Source organism: Priestia sp. YIM B13489, assembly GCF_042787645.1.
GTDB classification, from domain to species: domain Bacteria; phylum Bacillota; class Bacilli; order Bacillales; family Bacillaceae_H; genus Priestia; species Priestia megaterium.
This window is the reverse complement of the sequence record NZ_JBHZOQ010000053.1, coordinates 1214770-1229067: the sequence shown is the minus strand read 5'-3', so window position 1 is coordinate 1229067 and position 14298 is coordinate 1214770. Positions and strand designations below refer to the sequence as shown.

The following is a 14298-nucleotide window of genomic DNA, read 5'->3' as shown; positions in this document are numbered from 1 at the left end:
CTATGTATTGAATGCATGAGATAATAAAGGAAAATAGTTTAAAAGGAAAGATGCAGATGTTTAACAAAAGGTTTCNGTTTTTAGCAATTAAAGAATTAAAACATGCTAAATTTCGTTATGTAATGATGAGTATTATTATTGTTTTAATTGCCTGGCTAGTGTTTATTTTATCGGGACTGGGAAATGGCCTTTCGACATTAAGTGCTGCCACAATTAAAAACCTAGATGTAGATTATGTAGTTTATGAGAAAAGCGCTGGTGCTACGTTTAGCAAGTCTATCATGTCTGGTAATTTAATTGACGATATTAAAGAAAACAAAGATGTAAAAGATGCCGCTGTTTTCGGATCATCAATGGGAGCAATTTCTAAAGAAAAAACTGATGATAGCAGCAAGAAAACAGATGTAGCAGTAGTTGGAATTACTGCAGGATCCTTCATTGAGCCAAACGTTATAGAAGGGAATCAACTTTCACTTAACAAGAAATTTGGAGTTCTAGCCAATAGTAATTTGAAAGATGAAGGGTATAAAGTTGGAGATGAAATTCTTGTTTCTAATTCTAAGCTGAAACTAACTATTATTGGTTTTGTCGAGAATGAAACCTTCAACCATTTACCGGTGTTATTTACGAACATGGACACTTGGAGAGAGTATCAGTATGCAGCACCAGGGGCTGACAACGGCATTAAAAATCCAGTGCAATCTATTATTTTAAAAGCTCCTCAATTAGATGCAGCTAAGCTGGATAAACAGGTGGAAGGAATTAAAACTGTTACAAAATCGACCGCTGTAAAAGGAATGCCTGGTTATAAGGAGGAAAATGGAACAATTTTAATGATGCTTTCATTTTTAATTGTTATTTCAGCTTTTATCATCTCAGTTTTCTTTTATGTTATAACAATTCAAAAAACTCCTCAATTTGGTGTAATGAAGGCAATTGGAGCTTCAAATCGATTTATTTCTAAAGCTCTTGTTTCCCAGGTATTTATTCTGTCGTTCTTTGGGATTTTGGCGGGGATAGGTATAACATATGTGACGGCTCTTTTCTTCCCTAAAGATATGCCTTTTGATTTAGATGTTAAATTAGTAATTTTATATGCAGTTACGTTATTAGTTATCAGTCTCTTAAGTTCTATTGTTTCAGTCCGGCAAATTACAAAAATTGATCCATTAACAGCTTTAGGGAGGGTGGAATAAATGAGCAGTATTCAGTTGCACCAAGTTACAAAACAATATACGGAGGGAACTTTTACTCTAACAGTTTTAAAAGAAGCTTCTTTAAAGGTTAATCCTGGAGAGCTGGCAGCGATTGTAGGACCATCTGGTTCAGGAAAGAGTACTTTACTATCTATTATCGGTGCATTAATGAAGTCAACATCTGGAAAAGTAATTGTAAATGGAAAAGATGTAGGGCTATTAAATGAGGAACAGCTAGCCAAATTTCGTTTAAACGAAATAGGTTTTATTTTACAATCATCTAATTTAATTCCTTACTTATCTGTAATGGATCAGTTAATTTTAATTAAAGTAATGGCTGGTAAAGCAAGTCATGCGGATCGTCAGCTTGCCAAAAAAATACTGAATGAACTTGGGTTAGGAGATAAGATAAACAAAATGCCTAATGAATTATCTGGCGGTGAGCGACAGCGCGTAGCAATTGCCCGGGCCTTTTTTAACCAGCCAGGCGTTATTCTCGCGGATGAGCCAACAGCAAGCTTAGATTCAGAACGTGCTCATGAAGTAGTGCAATTAATTGCGGGTGAAGTAAAAAAACGAAAAAAAGCAGCAATCATGGTCACGCACGATGAACGTATGTTAGCTTACTGCGATCATGTATATCATATGGAGGATGGAAAACTAATATTAACTAACGTTATTAACTAACAGATAGAGATAACGACGCTTGATACCACTAACCTTATTATTCTTTCTTTTATAAGGTGAATAACTAAACTATTAGCTAACTAATTGCTTTGCATAGTGGTGTTGTTGTAGATAGCGAATGAGAAATATTTGGATTTGTATGTATGTGAATTTACAGATCTAGATAGGCTTATAAACTATTTCCTAAGGAAGAAACCGAAACCCTTGAAGAAAAACTTCCTTTAATTATAATTAATGGTAAAATAATCAACATAAAAGAAAATAAGATAATTGATTTAATATCTCAAACTAATGAATTAACTCTAATTAAGGTAAAGATTCAATATACGTAAAAGGAGTAGATAAAATGAGTACAAAAAGAATACACCTTACGCCATTTGAAACAGCTCACATTCAATTCTTACATAAATGGTTAAATGATGAACGGGCAATACAAATGATAGGCAGGACACCTTTAACTTATGAAGAAGTGGTACAAGAAGTAGAAAAGAAAAGAATGAACAACGATTTAATTTTAGGAATTGAAAGCGATGAAAAAGAATTAGTTGGATGGGTATTTCTAAAAGATATAGACTACGCACATGGAAGAGCTAGTATAGGAATTCTTTTATCTTCAGAAGCTAGAGGGCAAGGATACGGTCAAATAGCCATGGAGCAAATAATTGATCTAGGGTTTAAACAGCTCCGCTTAAACAAAATCTATTTAACTACAAGAGGAATAAACGAACAGGCAATTGCATTGTATGAAAAAATCGGTTTTGTTACCGAAGGAAAATTAAGAAATCATGCTTATGTGGATGGGAAGTACGTAGATACATACTTTATGGGTATATTAGCTTCAGAATGGAACAAGTAAACTTACTTCTTCACCATAAACAGCTAAGCTTACCAGCTATCATGAAAGTAAAAAAACTAGTGCTTGTATTGTACAAAAATCATGATTTTATATATCATTTATTTGCCGCCCGCAGGTACAAATGATAAAACTGTAATAATATACGAAGTACTTTAGTATTTACTAAATAAACTATGAAACTCAGGTAAGAGAGAATTAGAGTGATTATAACATTTTCAAACTTTGTATGTATATGAAACTACAAATCTGGCCACACTAATAACGTATTTTCCCTATTACAATAAAGTTAAAAATCCTTTGCCTGCATCAGGGAAGGATTATTTTTTTTATAAATCCTGCTTTAATTGGTTGTGAATCTAAATAAAGGGGAATTACATATATTAAGAGCACACAAAGGGGATAAATAGTAGTGACAAATCATAAGTACTATACGGGATCCCTGTTCGCCAGGGAATTAGAACGTTTAAAAGAAGAATATATTCAACTTGATTTCGACGATGTGAAAAGAATGGTTGAAGAAGATATTTTACTGTTAGAAAAAGCGGTGAATATGTTGTCTACGAATACAGTTTATTAAATTAAGCAACTTACTCAAGATGCAATAAAGCATTATCTAGCGACTACTGTAAATTCAATTTTAACAAAAGCTACCTCTTTTGACTGGGAAGAGGTGGTCTTTTTCAATTTCTAGACTGGATAAGATATACTAAGTAAAAAAGCGTTTGAAAGTATTCTATAATATTTCCTAGTTTCTAAGAAATGTTGCCCAAACAAAAAAGGACATTTCTTCTATGTCCTGTTCCCTCGTATCAGCCCCGCCTACGCTAAATACTATGACAGCCACTCATGCCATCCAACCTATACTTAGTATAAATGAAAGCGTTTACAAAGTAAAGATATTAATGAAATATTCTGTCTATTTTTATATGAAACTTATCTATTTCGAAAAATATCAAATATGATAGGTGACGTTTTTAATGTCTGGAGATTAACTCACTCATTAATCTGTTTAAAGCAATGTGTAATATATCATGTTCTGTATACTCTTGTTCAAAAGCTAGACTTCTTTTTTCTTTTTTCTTCAGCAACTTTTTAATTTCATCACATAAATAAATTTGAGAATCCAAAAGTTTTATTTCTTTTCTATCCTTTATTTGTTTAGACATGAAATCAACTCCTTTATGATTCTTTAAGGAACTATTCTATTTTAAAAAGTAAAATCCTTCTTCTATTACGTCGGAATAACGTAATAGGGTTTATCAGAAGGAATCATCTTAGATTAGAGAAAAATGGATTCTGTTTTTTGCTTTTCAGAATTGAAAATGTTTTTATAATTTGAGCAACCTACTCAAGCTGGCATCATAAGGTATCATTAGATAAAGCCGTAAAACAGAAAAACCTATCTTTTTGACTGAAAAGAGGTAGGTCTTTTCTGTTTTCACTCTGTATACCGTGTTCAATCTTAGTTACTATAATTACTTTTAAAGGAACCAATCAAGTAGAAGAACCCTTAAATCAGTTCTGTTCACTGTCCAGGGTTCTTTTTCCGGAATAAGCAGCTTTGCATCATACATTCTTGGTATGCAAACGTTCCTCTGAGAAGTTAGTAATGAAAGACATTACGTTTACAAGCAGCACGAGTGAAATGATATATTTAGAATAATATTATTATTGGTGAAAATGATTTAGGAGAGAAAACTATGGAACTCAAACAGTTAAAAATTTTTCAAATTGCTGCTCGAGAACTAAACTTTACTCGAACAGCTGAAATCCTTCACTATGCTCAATCAAGTGTAACAGCTCAGATTAAATCTCTTGAGGAAGAACTTGCTGTCCAACTTTTTGATCGGTTGGGGAAGCGAGTTATCTTAACTGACGCTGGAAAGCGCTTTAAGCTATATACGGACAAGGTGCTTGATTTAACCGAAGAGGCAAAGGAGACTGTAGGTGGGAATGAAGAGCCTAGCGGGACGTTAACAATATGTGCTTCAGAAACCCAATGCACCTATCGCTTACCAGCTTTGCTGAAACTATTTCAAGCTCGTTTTCCTAAAGTGAAACTGATTTTTCGACCTGGAATTTCTGAAAATGATTTTGAGGATTTACTTGCTCAAGGTCTCATAGATGCTGTTTTAATATCTATGACTCGCATTAACTCGGATAAGCTGATTGCCGAGCAGCTTGTCGCGGAACCTATTGTTATAGTAAGCCCGCCAAATCATCCTTTAGCCGATAAATCTGAAGTAAGACCCGCGGACCTAGATGGTCAGTCGCTGCTTTTTACTGAGAAATGCGATTATCGAAATATATTTGAAGCGTCACTTGTTGATGCAGCGGTTCAACCGTTATGTGATCTTGAACTTGGTGATATAGAAGCTATCAAAAAATGTGTAATGGCTGGAATTGGAATAGCAGCACTACCTAAGCTAGCAGTAGAGAAGGAAATAGAGGAAGGGAGTATGAGTGTATTAAGATGGAAAGGTCCAGAGTTTCCAATTGTCACTCAGCTGGTCTGGCATAAAGACAAATGGGTGTCTCCAGCTTTGAGTGCTTTTTTAGATGTAACTAGAGAAGTAATACTGGATCATTAAGGGGATTAGTATTTGAAGCTATTTTTATTGAACACCAAGGTGGGTTTGCATAAATAAATTAATTACATAGTGTAGAGGTTGCTAATCAGTTTTTTAGATAGTAACAATCTAAATATTCATCTGTAATGATTGGGGCAGGGCTTGTATTATATATGATAAGAAGTTTGTTAGATATACATATAGTTTATTTATGTTCTCTACTACATTACTATTCTGTATGTGTATTGCCTAAACCACCATAAGTATAAGTTACCTGCAGCCTAACAGTTGAATCTGCTAAGTGCAGAGAAGGTTAAAATTCAGTTAAGAGATGTATTTGATTTTAGATAATGGGAGGGGTATAAATGAAATCCTATAACTATTTTTGTTCTACTCAAATTGAGGTAGGGACGGGAAAAGCTAAAGAATTACCAGAAATGCTAAAATCTCTAAATATCGGTTCATCCATTTTAATTGTGAGTGATCCAGGTGTGGTCCGTACAGGACTAGTTTCACCAATTATAACGGCTCTTGAGGCTTCTGGTTATCGCGTATTATTATTCGACTCCATTGAACAAAATCCTCGAGATGCAAATTGCTTGGAAGGTGCAAAATTATTTCGTGAATTTGGTGCAGATGCAGTTGTTGCCATTGGTGGCGGAAGTGCAATGGATACTGGAAAAGCTATTGCACTGTGCGGTCCAAACGGCGGGGAACCATCTGACTATGCAGACGGCCGACTTCTGTATTCAAACATTGCACCAGTTATTTGTATTCCAACTACTTCAGGTACGGGCTCAGAGGTTACTCGTTCTGCTGTTATTACGGAAGCATCTACACACCGAAAGATGACACTCAAACATAGTTTGTTAAGACCTGTCTTAGCGATTCTTGATCCTGAACTAACATTAAGTCTTCCGCCTTCTGTTACTGCAGCTACTGGAATTGATGCACTCGTTCATGCGATTGAAGGTTATACATGTAAAGTAACAAATCCTATTTCACAAGCGCTCGGAGCTCAAGCAATGAGAACCATTGTTTCGGCATTGCCTATCGTTTTCCGCGATGGCAAAAATGAAGCGGCTCGTCAAGATATGCTGGAAGGAAGTCTCTTAGCAGGCCTTTGTTTTGGATCTGCAGATGTTGCCTCAGTACACTGCTTGGCAGAAGCGCTTGGAGGACTTTATGATACCCCGCATGGAGTTGCCAACGCAGTGTTTTTACCATATGTATTAAAGTTCAATTCTATGGAGAATAAGCAATTACATGCCACATTAGCAAGGTATATGAACTTTGCCAAAGATTCAGATTCAGATGAAATAGCTGTTGAAAAATTAATTCAAGGGATTATAGAATTAACAGAATCATTAAACATTCCTAAATTGAAAGATTTAGAGGGTGTAAAAATAGAAGACTTTCCGAGCATTGTAAGGTTGGCCATGCAAAACAACTCAACACCAAGTAACGTCCGTTTAATTACGGAGACTGATTATATGCAAATTCTTGAACAAGCTTATTTTAACCGCGTAGATCGAAATTGGGATTTTGGAGTAGAGAGCTTGAAGTAATGGAAGGAAAGGGACCGAGAAGGGTTATCCACTTATTATGAAAAAGGAAACAAAAAAGATAATAAAAACAGATATAAAATGAACTGGACCCCAATTGTTAGTCTGTGTCTACTGATGGGGGGAGTTTAGGAACAAAAGCTTTATCTATTTTTAAATAGTGTATGATATACGCCTTTAGTTAATATAAAACGTATCCAGAAAATAACTCCAAAAAGAAGCCTTGTTAAAGACTAAGGCTTCTTTTTATTTTAAGTTTTCATATATCTTTTTATATTCGTAATTATACGTATGTCACGTAATTCAACAGGCATCCATTATCAAAATACTATTTAGTTAATTGATTATACACTTCTTCTAGTTCTGAAAAAGAGATATCTTTAGATGCATAACCTACAGCAGCATCCACAATTCCATCAAAACCTTCAGGTGAGATACTTTCTGCTTTAAGGTATCGCTCATACTGCTCTAGTTCCTCTTGCTGGTTTTCTAAATCCCTCTCTTTCCCTTCGTAATCAGGAGCTTTCATAGTTTCGATATTTTTCTTAACAACATCAACATACCGTCTTAATTCTTCCACGCTTATCATTCTCCTTACATTTTTGAAGTAATACATAGATCAGAAATATGAAACACTGGGAAGGTAAAGGGACACTTTCCCTTTATACATATTGTGTTAACCCTCTAAAATTATACATCCGAAAACTAAAGCACCCATAAAGGGTGCTTTTAGAAAACCTTCTTTATTGAGAAGGAGAGACCATTCACCCGCAAAGGGAAGGACGGATTGCTTATAATATGCGTTATTTTCTTAAATTTATATGTCAAATAGAAGAGGCGATTGAGCAAAAACCTATTAAACAAACTAACAGTATGAAGAAGCGTGCTCTTTCACATAGAAATTGATATGAGATGATGCGAGGTTTTATATGAAATACTTTCTTGTATTAAGCTTTTTAATTTAGCTGCAATCCATCACTTCTAGAGAGTAGCCAGGGCAGGATTAGCTATTGGTTTGTTTTTGTAACATTAAATATTAAAAAATGATAAGTTACTTTTATTCCGTTCTCATTACGATAATCATTTTCATATAGATTGATTAATTCACGAAAAAACGAAGGACGTTGACAGTAGCTTTCCTCGTTACTGTTACTTGCTCCAATTTTTTTTATTGATGTAAAAAATGCCTGAACCGTCGGAAAGTATTGAATCTCTAGTTTCTCCATTTTTGATAGTTTAAATGGATGCTCTCTCAATGGAATTAATGCTTGTTCACAAATTTGAGACAACTCTTCAAGAGAAAAAAACGATTGGCCAGGTGAACTGTTATTGAAAAGACCAAGCTTTTGTTTCGTATGGCTGTAGCATGAATGAAGCTCTTGAAATGTACGGTTACCAAAGGTTGAAAATAGTAAGCTGCCTGTAGGCTTAAGTTGTTTATACAATTTTTTAATTGTCGTATGAAGACTATTAAACCACTGAAATGTTGCATTCGAAATAATAAGGTCATAATGTCTTGCTATACTTAGTTCCTCGATATCTCCGCATATGAAAGAAACTCGATCTTCCCTTACTTTTTTCTTTGCTAACTCAATCATTCCTGATGACAAATCGACTGCTGTAATAGCAGCCTTAGGGAATTTTTCGCACAATAATTGTGTTAAATAACCCGTGCCGCAGCCAACTTCAAGAATAGCTATTTTCTGGTTAAAGAAATTGGTGGGAAGCTGAGCTATTAACTGGTTTGCCATGCTTTTTTGTACATCGGCATAAGCATCATAAGTTTTAGCATGATTATTGAACCTTTTCTTTAAAAGTTGCTTATTAATCATAAATGAGCTCCTTTTCGAGAAATTTTTCTATAAGTTGCGTACAGTGCTGAGGCTTTGTAAAAAAAGGAATATGGCCAGCTTTTTCTAGAATACACAGCTGCGCTTTTCCACCAATTCTTTCAGCTATGAAAGAAGAAGACTCAGGTAAACATATTTGATCATCTTTTCCATGGATCAACAAACAAGGAGTTTGAATTTGATTAAGTTGCATTCTAACATCTTTTTGGAGTAAATAATCCAGCCCTGTAAGGAGGGAGTACATACTGTCTCCTTGATAATCACGCTGAACAACTTCCATAAATTGATGATGAAATTCTTCTTCTTTTTCAGATTTAGTGAACATAGCGTTATAAAATGAAGTAAGGGTTTTTTCTTTATTACGCTGTAGTTGCTTTTTCATACGTTCAACGATGCGTTGTTCCCATCCAAATGTATTATGCACGTCGTTTGTAAAGCGACTAGTTCCGCCGATTAATATGAGTCCTTCTATTTTGTTAGGGTATAAACTAGCAAGTTCAAGCGTTACAAGGGAACCTAATGACCAACCCATTAAATAAACAGTACCTGGAGTAGAAGTAAGCAATTGGATTGCTCGTTCTCTAAAGTCACTTAGTTCTTTTAGACCTCTCCAGTCTGTACACAAAACGTTACATATAGTAGACAATGATTTTATGATTGGGTGAAACGCTGCTTTTTCCATTCCCCATCCGGGAAATATTATAATAGTGGATGGTTTCATTGAATCACACTCATTTCTTTTCCAATTAGAGAAATTCTCTTTATGGCCCAATCTAAATCTTCTCGAGTATGATCGGCTGTTACAGTAAAACGAATTCTTGCTTTATTTTCAGGAACAGTAGGAGGCCTAACTGCAATAGCAGCAATTCCTTCTTTCTGTAAACGCTCTGCAAACTGCATTGTTCTTTTATTTTCTCCCGTCAAAATTGGAATGATTTGAGATTGACTTTTGCATGTGTTAAATCCTTCGTATGTAAGTGCCTTCCTAAAAAATAGTGCATGTTGTTGAAGAAGTGCGCGACGCTCTGTGTCTTGTTGCACCTTTTCAATCGCAGCCGTTATTGCACCGAGTATAGCAGGGGGAAGAGCAGTTGAATAAATGAATCCTCGCATTCTATTTTTTAAATAATCTATGAGCCACTGTTTTCCGGTAACATAAGCTCCAAATGACCCTAGCGCTTTACTAAACGTTCCCATTTGAATATCAATTTTATCTTGCAGATCAAGAAAATGAGCGTATCCTTCACCATTTTTTCCGTATACACCGCTTGCGTGAGCTTCATCAACCATTAACATTGCGTTATATTGCTCTTTTAATTTAACAAGATCCTCGAGCTTGGCAAAATCACCATCCATGCTGAAAACAGTATCTGTTACAATTAACTTCCGTGACTCCAAGGGAACTTTTTTTAATAGATTTTCTAGGTGGTTCATATCGTTATGGCGATAGCGTTGAAGTGTTGCGCGGCTCAGTAGGGCGCCATCAATGATACTTGCATGATTTAACTTATCGCTGAAGATGAAGCCGTTACGCGGAACCAAGGCTGAGATGATTCCCAGGTTTGCATTATAACCACTATTGATAATAAGTCCTGCCTCAGCTTTTTTCCAATTAACAAGTGCTTTTTCTGCTTTCTCGTAAAGAGAGTGATTTCCTACTATTAAGCGTGAAGCTGCTGCTCCTATTCCATATGTCATCACAGCATCACTCATTGCTTTCTTCAGCCCCTTATCTCCCGCGTAGCCTAAATAGTTATTAGAGGCAAGGTTCAACATCCTATGTCCATTGACTGTAAGCCATGGTTGTTCAGCAAATTCTGTAGTAACAAGGTGCCGTTTTTGAAAAATTTCATCTAAATAGGCAAGTTCTCTCTTAATATCTTCTTCCCAATTCAATACACTTTCACCACCGAAATAAATATATGTTAACTTATATTTATTTAAAGTTAACAATTATATCTAATCACGCCTTTAGAATAGTGTCAAGATAAAATAATTTAAAGAAAAGATACTAGATAATTGTCGCCACATAGCCTACTAAAGTTCATTTTTTGAATCTTATGAGTAGACGTGCAACCTTAGATAGTTAGATTGGGAATTTGTTTTCTTAAACCGAATATATATTAGGTAATTAAAATAAAGTAAGGTGGATTAGACATGGATAAAAGGGTCATTTTTGACTTTGAAGTCGATTTTACTAATGGCGGTGGAATACAAGGGCAGGAATTTCGTCTCGATATTGAGGGTGATGATATCTCTGATGAAGAATTAGCAAAATATATTGTAAAAGATATGAGGCTGCTGATGGTGGGTGAGGTAAGGATACTGAACAAAAAAATTATTAGTGAGAAACATAAACGAAAACCTGCTGAGGAGTATAGTGAAAAATAAAACACTTATATGTTATTTGTTTTAATCACATATGCATAGTAAAAAAAGAAGTTACCAAAAGGCGACTTCTTTTTTATTTAACCTTCTATCTATCGCTAACAGTAAGGAGCCGGTTCTTTTTAGCTTAGTTAAATTAATGGATTTATGGCTGAAAATCGGCTTGGACATGCTGTTTTGTTTAAAAAACTGCTTGATCCGATTAAGATGATGGTATCTAAACAAGCAGATTCATATATCGGAAAGTTTCAAACATTCATTGTGCAAAATCATCATTTATTTGATCAGTTTGCTATGTGAAAGCTGCCTCAATAGTCTAATCTCCAGCTTATAAAAACCCAGCACTTTTTACATCGCCACTTATATCTTTCAGTTCTTTTTCTTTCATTACAAAAGATTTTGCTCGTACGTTCACGCCATACATCTCTAACAACGAAATGATTCGTTCTTAATCAGTTTTTGATATTGACAGATTGACTATATTTTGTGAGACTTAATATACATAATGTTCATTAGTTTACATCATGTGCAGAATGTATGCTGATGATACAGGGCAGTTTAAATAGTTAATCACCAGAAAAGGTCTAAATGGCTGCACCTATACAAGTCATAATCATATGCCTGAGACTCAATAAAAGTTATACAAGGAGACGAACGATGTCTAAAAAAACAAAAGTAGATCCTAGGATAAAAAGAACAAATAAATACTTAAGAGACGCTTTAGTCGAACTTCTTAAAGAGAAAGACGTCACGTCCATTACGATTCAAGAAATTACGGAAAAAGCGGAATTAACGCGGGGAACATTTTATTTGCATTACCAAGATAAACAAGACTTTCTCATGCAGAGTATGAATGAAGTTCTAGAAGAGCTAATAGAGAAAGTAAAGCCTAAACAAAATAATGAGGATTCCGCAGCAGTAGAAGAAAATGATGAATCCGTTTCTTTCTTAAAGCTTTTTGAATTCATCTATGACCATTCCGATTATTTTAAAGTTATGCTAAGCGATCGAGGATTACCTCAATTTAGAAGTCATATGACGGAAATTGTAAAGAAAAGAGTGTATGGAGAGCTAATCTCTTCGATTGGAGAAGCAGAAGGTGGACTTGATATCCCTGAAGATATTCTGATTAGCTATATCACATCAGCTCATATAGGTGTCATTTGTTCTTGGTTAGAAAGTGATATGAAATTTAGCCCTGCATTTATGGCTGAAAAATTAACCAGCCTAACGCTTTTAGGACCAATTCGAGTGGCAGGTTTAGAAAAAAAAATAAAGCTTCCTTACTGAAGCTTTATTTTTTAGTTTGTTCAAATGCGGATAAACATCTTTCTTCTTTATCCTAGCTACTGTGATGGTTGGAAGAAACGTGAGCTTCGCATTTTTAGTTTTTTACAATCATGAAAAGCAGAAAGGAATTGTAGTATGAAAATAGAAAAACACTGGGGGATTTCCTTACTGGCAGTTTTAGCTATTGGTCCTGGTTTAATGTTAAACACGTCATTAAATTCTATACGTGAAATTCTCCAACAAACGTTCAACGATCAATCTTATATTTCGATAACACCGGTTTTAATAGGGGTTATAAGCTTTGCATTTTGTATTCCGTTTGGACCTATCCTTCGACATAAGCTAGGGGAGAGAAGGACGTATGTTCTTTCGATGTGTTTATTTCTTATAGGAGCTATTGTAAGCATTGCTTCTAACAGCTTCTTAGGAATGGGCATTGGTCGTTTTTTACAAGGAACAGGAACGGGTTTAGCACTTATGATGATGATTCCAATGCTGGTTCTTTCTTTTCCGATTCAGAAGCGGAACTTGGCATTACTGATTCTTATCGGCGGATTTTATGGATCTAGCGTTGTGGGCATTTTTCTCGGAATGTTAGTGAACAGCTACGGACACTGGAGATGGTTATTCTATATAGCAGCCGTCCTTTCCTTACTGGGAATATGCTTCAGCTACAAATTTTTAACAAATGATCACGCCAAGCAACAGCACAAGCATCATGAACCGTTTGACATCATCGGTGCAGCATTAATGTTTATGGTTACTGCATTTATTACGTTTACATTACTTAATCTCCAAAAATCAGGATGGGCATCTACCTATGTTTGGATAGGCATAGTGGGAAGCATCATTTTTCTATGCTTTTTATTCGCAGCAGAATGGCATATTAAAAATCCTTTAATTCCCTTTAGATTAGTGGCTTCTCGAAAACCAGCTCTCGCTATCTTAATTGCTATTATAGGCAATATTAGTATGAGTTTAACTCTTTTATCTCTACAAGGATTGCTTAAAAGTGAATCTAGTTTTGATAAAGGAGACACTTCATTGATCTATATCGGGCTTTTTGCTGGAATAGTAATTGCCGCCATATTAAGTGCCGTATTATACGATAAAGTTGGACCGGGCGTATTAGGGATTATAGGAGCGGTCATTATTATGGGAGTGAACATACAGTGGATGTATGTAGACGGTCATGTTTCTGCTTTCCTCTTTGTTAGCAGCTTTACCGCTTTAATCGCAGGAGTAGGGTTCACAGTTGCTGCAGGTCTTATGGGTGCTGCTTTAGGCGGACCGCTACCAAGTTTAGTCCCTCGGATGGTCACGGTTCAATTTATAAGAGTTACAGTATCTGCGGTCATCCCTGTAATCAGCAGTATCGTCTTTGCAAAGGTGTATAAAGATCACCTTGCAACAGTAAGCGCAGAGAGCCAGGTGGCTAGTAAAGAAAATTTCACTCAATCTCTACATGTAAAATCTGAAATCATTACGTATCATACATTTTCTACGTTTTCGTGTGTATTGAGCATTGTAGTATTAGTTCTTTCGTTTTTGATGTTCCTAACAGGTAAAGGCCACAAGCTGGCTCATAAGCCGCATGACAAAGAAACACATAAAGAAAAGCTGAGTACGGAAGAGCTTCCCAATAAAAAAGCTACTCCCGTTGTTGAACGTTCACTTAAAGAGGCTGTTTCAACTCAAGTCATTGGTGACAGCGAGTATAGAGAAGCTTTAAAAAAATTTGGTCAGCCTAAACCTTCTGCTGATAAAATGCTGCATATGAGAGATCAAGAATATAGAAAAGCTCTTAAAAGGATGAAGGATATAGGACAATAAGTTAAACTCGAGCAATTTGAGTGAAGAATTGAAAGAGCAAACTCGCATGGCAGTGAGTTTGCT

15 protein-coding genes are annotated in these 14298 nt (G+C 35.5%); 10 read left to right on the top strand and 5 right to left on the bottom strand.

Annotation, left to right across the window (positions count from 1 at the left end; genetic code table 11):
* Positions 1–11 precede the first annotated feature (11 nt).
* The 4 genes from ACFX4W_RS12150 to ACFX4W_RS12135 all read left to right on the top strand — a co-directional run bounded on the left by ACFX4W_RS12150 (position 12) and on the right by ACFX4W_RS12135 (position 3316).
* On the top strand, positions 12–1196 hold the full coding sequence (locus ACFX4W_RS12150) for an ABC transporter permease (RefSeq protein WP_483879988.1): 1185 nt from the start codon (positions 12–14) through the stop codon (positions 1194–1196).
* Positions 1197–1883 carry an ABC transporter ATP-binding protein gene (locus ACFX4W_RS12145; protein WP_280560080.1) on the top strand — a complete coding sequence of 229 codons (687 nt, stop codon included), beginning with the start codon at positions 1197–1199 and terminating at the stop codon, positions 1881–1883.
* A 346-nt stretch (positions 1884–2229) separates the two neighbouring features.
* The gene (locus ACFX4W_RS12140) at positions 2230–2739 is read left to right on the top strand and encodes a GNAT family N-acetyltransferase (RefSeq protein ID WP_043978728.1); all 510 of its coding nucleotides are present in this window, start codon (positions 2230–2232) and stop codon (positions 2737–2739) included.
* A gap of 409 nt (positions 2740–3148) precedes the next feature.
* Entirely contained in the window at positions 3149–3316 is a 168-nt protein-coding gene (locus ACFX4W_RS12135) for a hypothetical protein (protein ID WP_165574791.1), read from the top strand.
* 397 nt (positions 3317–3713) lie between these two features.
* Here the strand turns inward: ACFX4W_RS12135 and ACFX4W_RS12130 are convergent, their stop codons facing one another.
* Complete coding sequence (locus tag ACFX4W_RS12130) at positions 3714–3905, bottom strand: hypothetical protein (protein ID WP_013058411.1); 192 nt, start codon at positions 3903–3905, stop codon at positions 3714–3716.
* 534 nt (positions 3906–4439) lie between these two features.
* Between ACFX4W_RS12130 and ACFX4W_RS12125 the strand changes: the two genes are divergently transcribed.
* Together ACFX4W_RS12125 and ACFX4W_RS12120 are read left to right on the top strand one after the other, a co-directional pair.
* Positions 4440–5330 (top strand): LysR family transcriptional regulator, encoded by an 891-nt coding sequence (locus tag ACFX4W_RS12125; RefSeq protein ID WP_043978181.1) that lies wholly within the window; start codon positions 4440–4442, stop codon positions 5328–5330.
* 344 nt (positions 5331–5674) lie between these two features.
* Positions 5675–6877, top strand: a complete 1203-nt coding sequence (locus ACFX4W_RS12120; RefSeq protein WP_165574793.1) for an iron-containing alcohol dehydrogenase — start codon at positions 5675–5677, stop codon at positions 6875–6877.
* A 325-nt stretch (positions 6878–7202) separates the two neighbouring features.
* On the opposite strand, the gene ACFX4W_RS12115 is transcribed toward ACFX4W_RS12120, so the two are convergent.
* From ACFX4W_RS12115 to bioF, 4 genes are all read right to left on the bottom strand, one after another.
* Positions 7203–7463, bottom strand: coding sequence for a YnfE family protein (locus ACFX4W_RS12115; protein WP_235567333.1), 261 nt, complete (start codon positions 7461–7463; stop codon positions 7203–7205).
* A gap of 418 nt (positions 7464–7881) precedes the next feature.
* Positions 7882–8706 carry a malonyl-ACP O-methyltransferase BioC gene (bioC, locus tag ACFX4W_RS12110; RefSeq protein WP_043978191.1) on the bottom strand — a complete coding sequence of 275 codons (825 nt, stop codon included), beginning with the start codon at positions 8704–8706 and terminating at the stop codon, positions 7882–7884.
* A complete protein-coding gene (locus ACFX4W_RS12105; RefSeq protein WP_043978194.1) occupies positions 8699–9445 on the bottom strand; it encodes an alpha/beta fold hydrolase in 747 nt (248 codons plus the stop codon). Before ACFX4W_RS12105 ends, bioC begins: the two co-directional genes overlap by 8 nt.
* A complete protein-coding gene (gene bioF / locus ACFX4W_RS12100) occupies positions 9442–10620 on the bottom strand; it encodes an 8-amino-7-oxononanoate synthase (RefSeq protein ID WP_043978196.1) in 1179 nt (392 codons plus the stop codon). Before bioF ends, ACFX4W_RS12105 begins: the two co-directional genes overlap by 4 nt.
* 261 nt (positions 10621–10881) lie before the next feature.
* Here bioF and ACFX4W_RS12095 point away from each other — a divergent pair, with 261 nt between their 5' ends.
* From ACFX4W_RS12095 to ACFX4W_RS12080, 4 genes are all read left to right on the top strand, one after another.
* A complete protein-coding gene (locus ACFX4W_RS12095) occupies positions 10882–11115 on the top strand; it encodes a hypothetical protein (protein WP_043978199.1) in 234 nt (77 codons plus the stop codon).
* Between the two features lie 144 nt (positions 11116–11259).
* Positions 11260–11412, top strand: coding sequence for a hypothetical protein (locus ACFX4W_RS12090; RefSeq protein ID WP_377559423.1), 153 nt, complete (start codon positions 11260–11262; stop codon positions 11410–11412).
* 357 nt (positions 11413–11769) lie between these two features.
* Positions 11770–12402: a TetR/AcrR family transcriptional regulator gene (locus ACFX4W_RS12085; RefSeq protein WP_043978201.1), complete on the top strand. Its 633-nt coding sequence runs from the start codon at positions 11770–11772 to the stop codon at positions 12400–12402.
* Between the two features lie 135 nt (positions 12403–12537).
* Positions 12538–14235 (top strand): MFS transporter, encoded by a 1698-nt coding sequence (locus tag ACFX4W_RS12080; RefSeq protein WP_280560078.1) that lies wholly within the window; start codon positions 12538–12540, stop codon positions 14233–14235.
* The last annotated feature ends 63 nt before the right edge of the window (positions 14236–14298 follow it).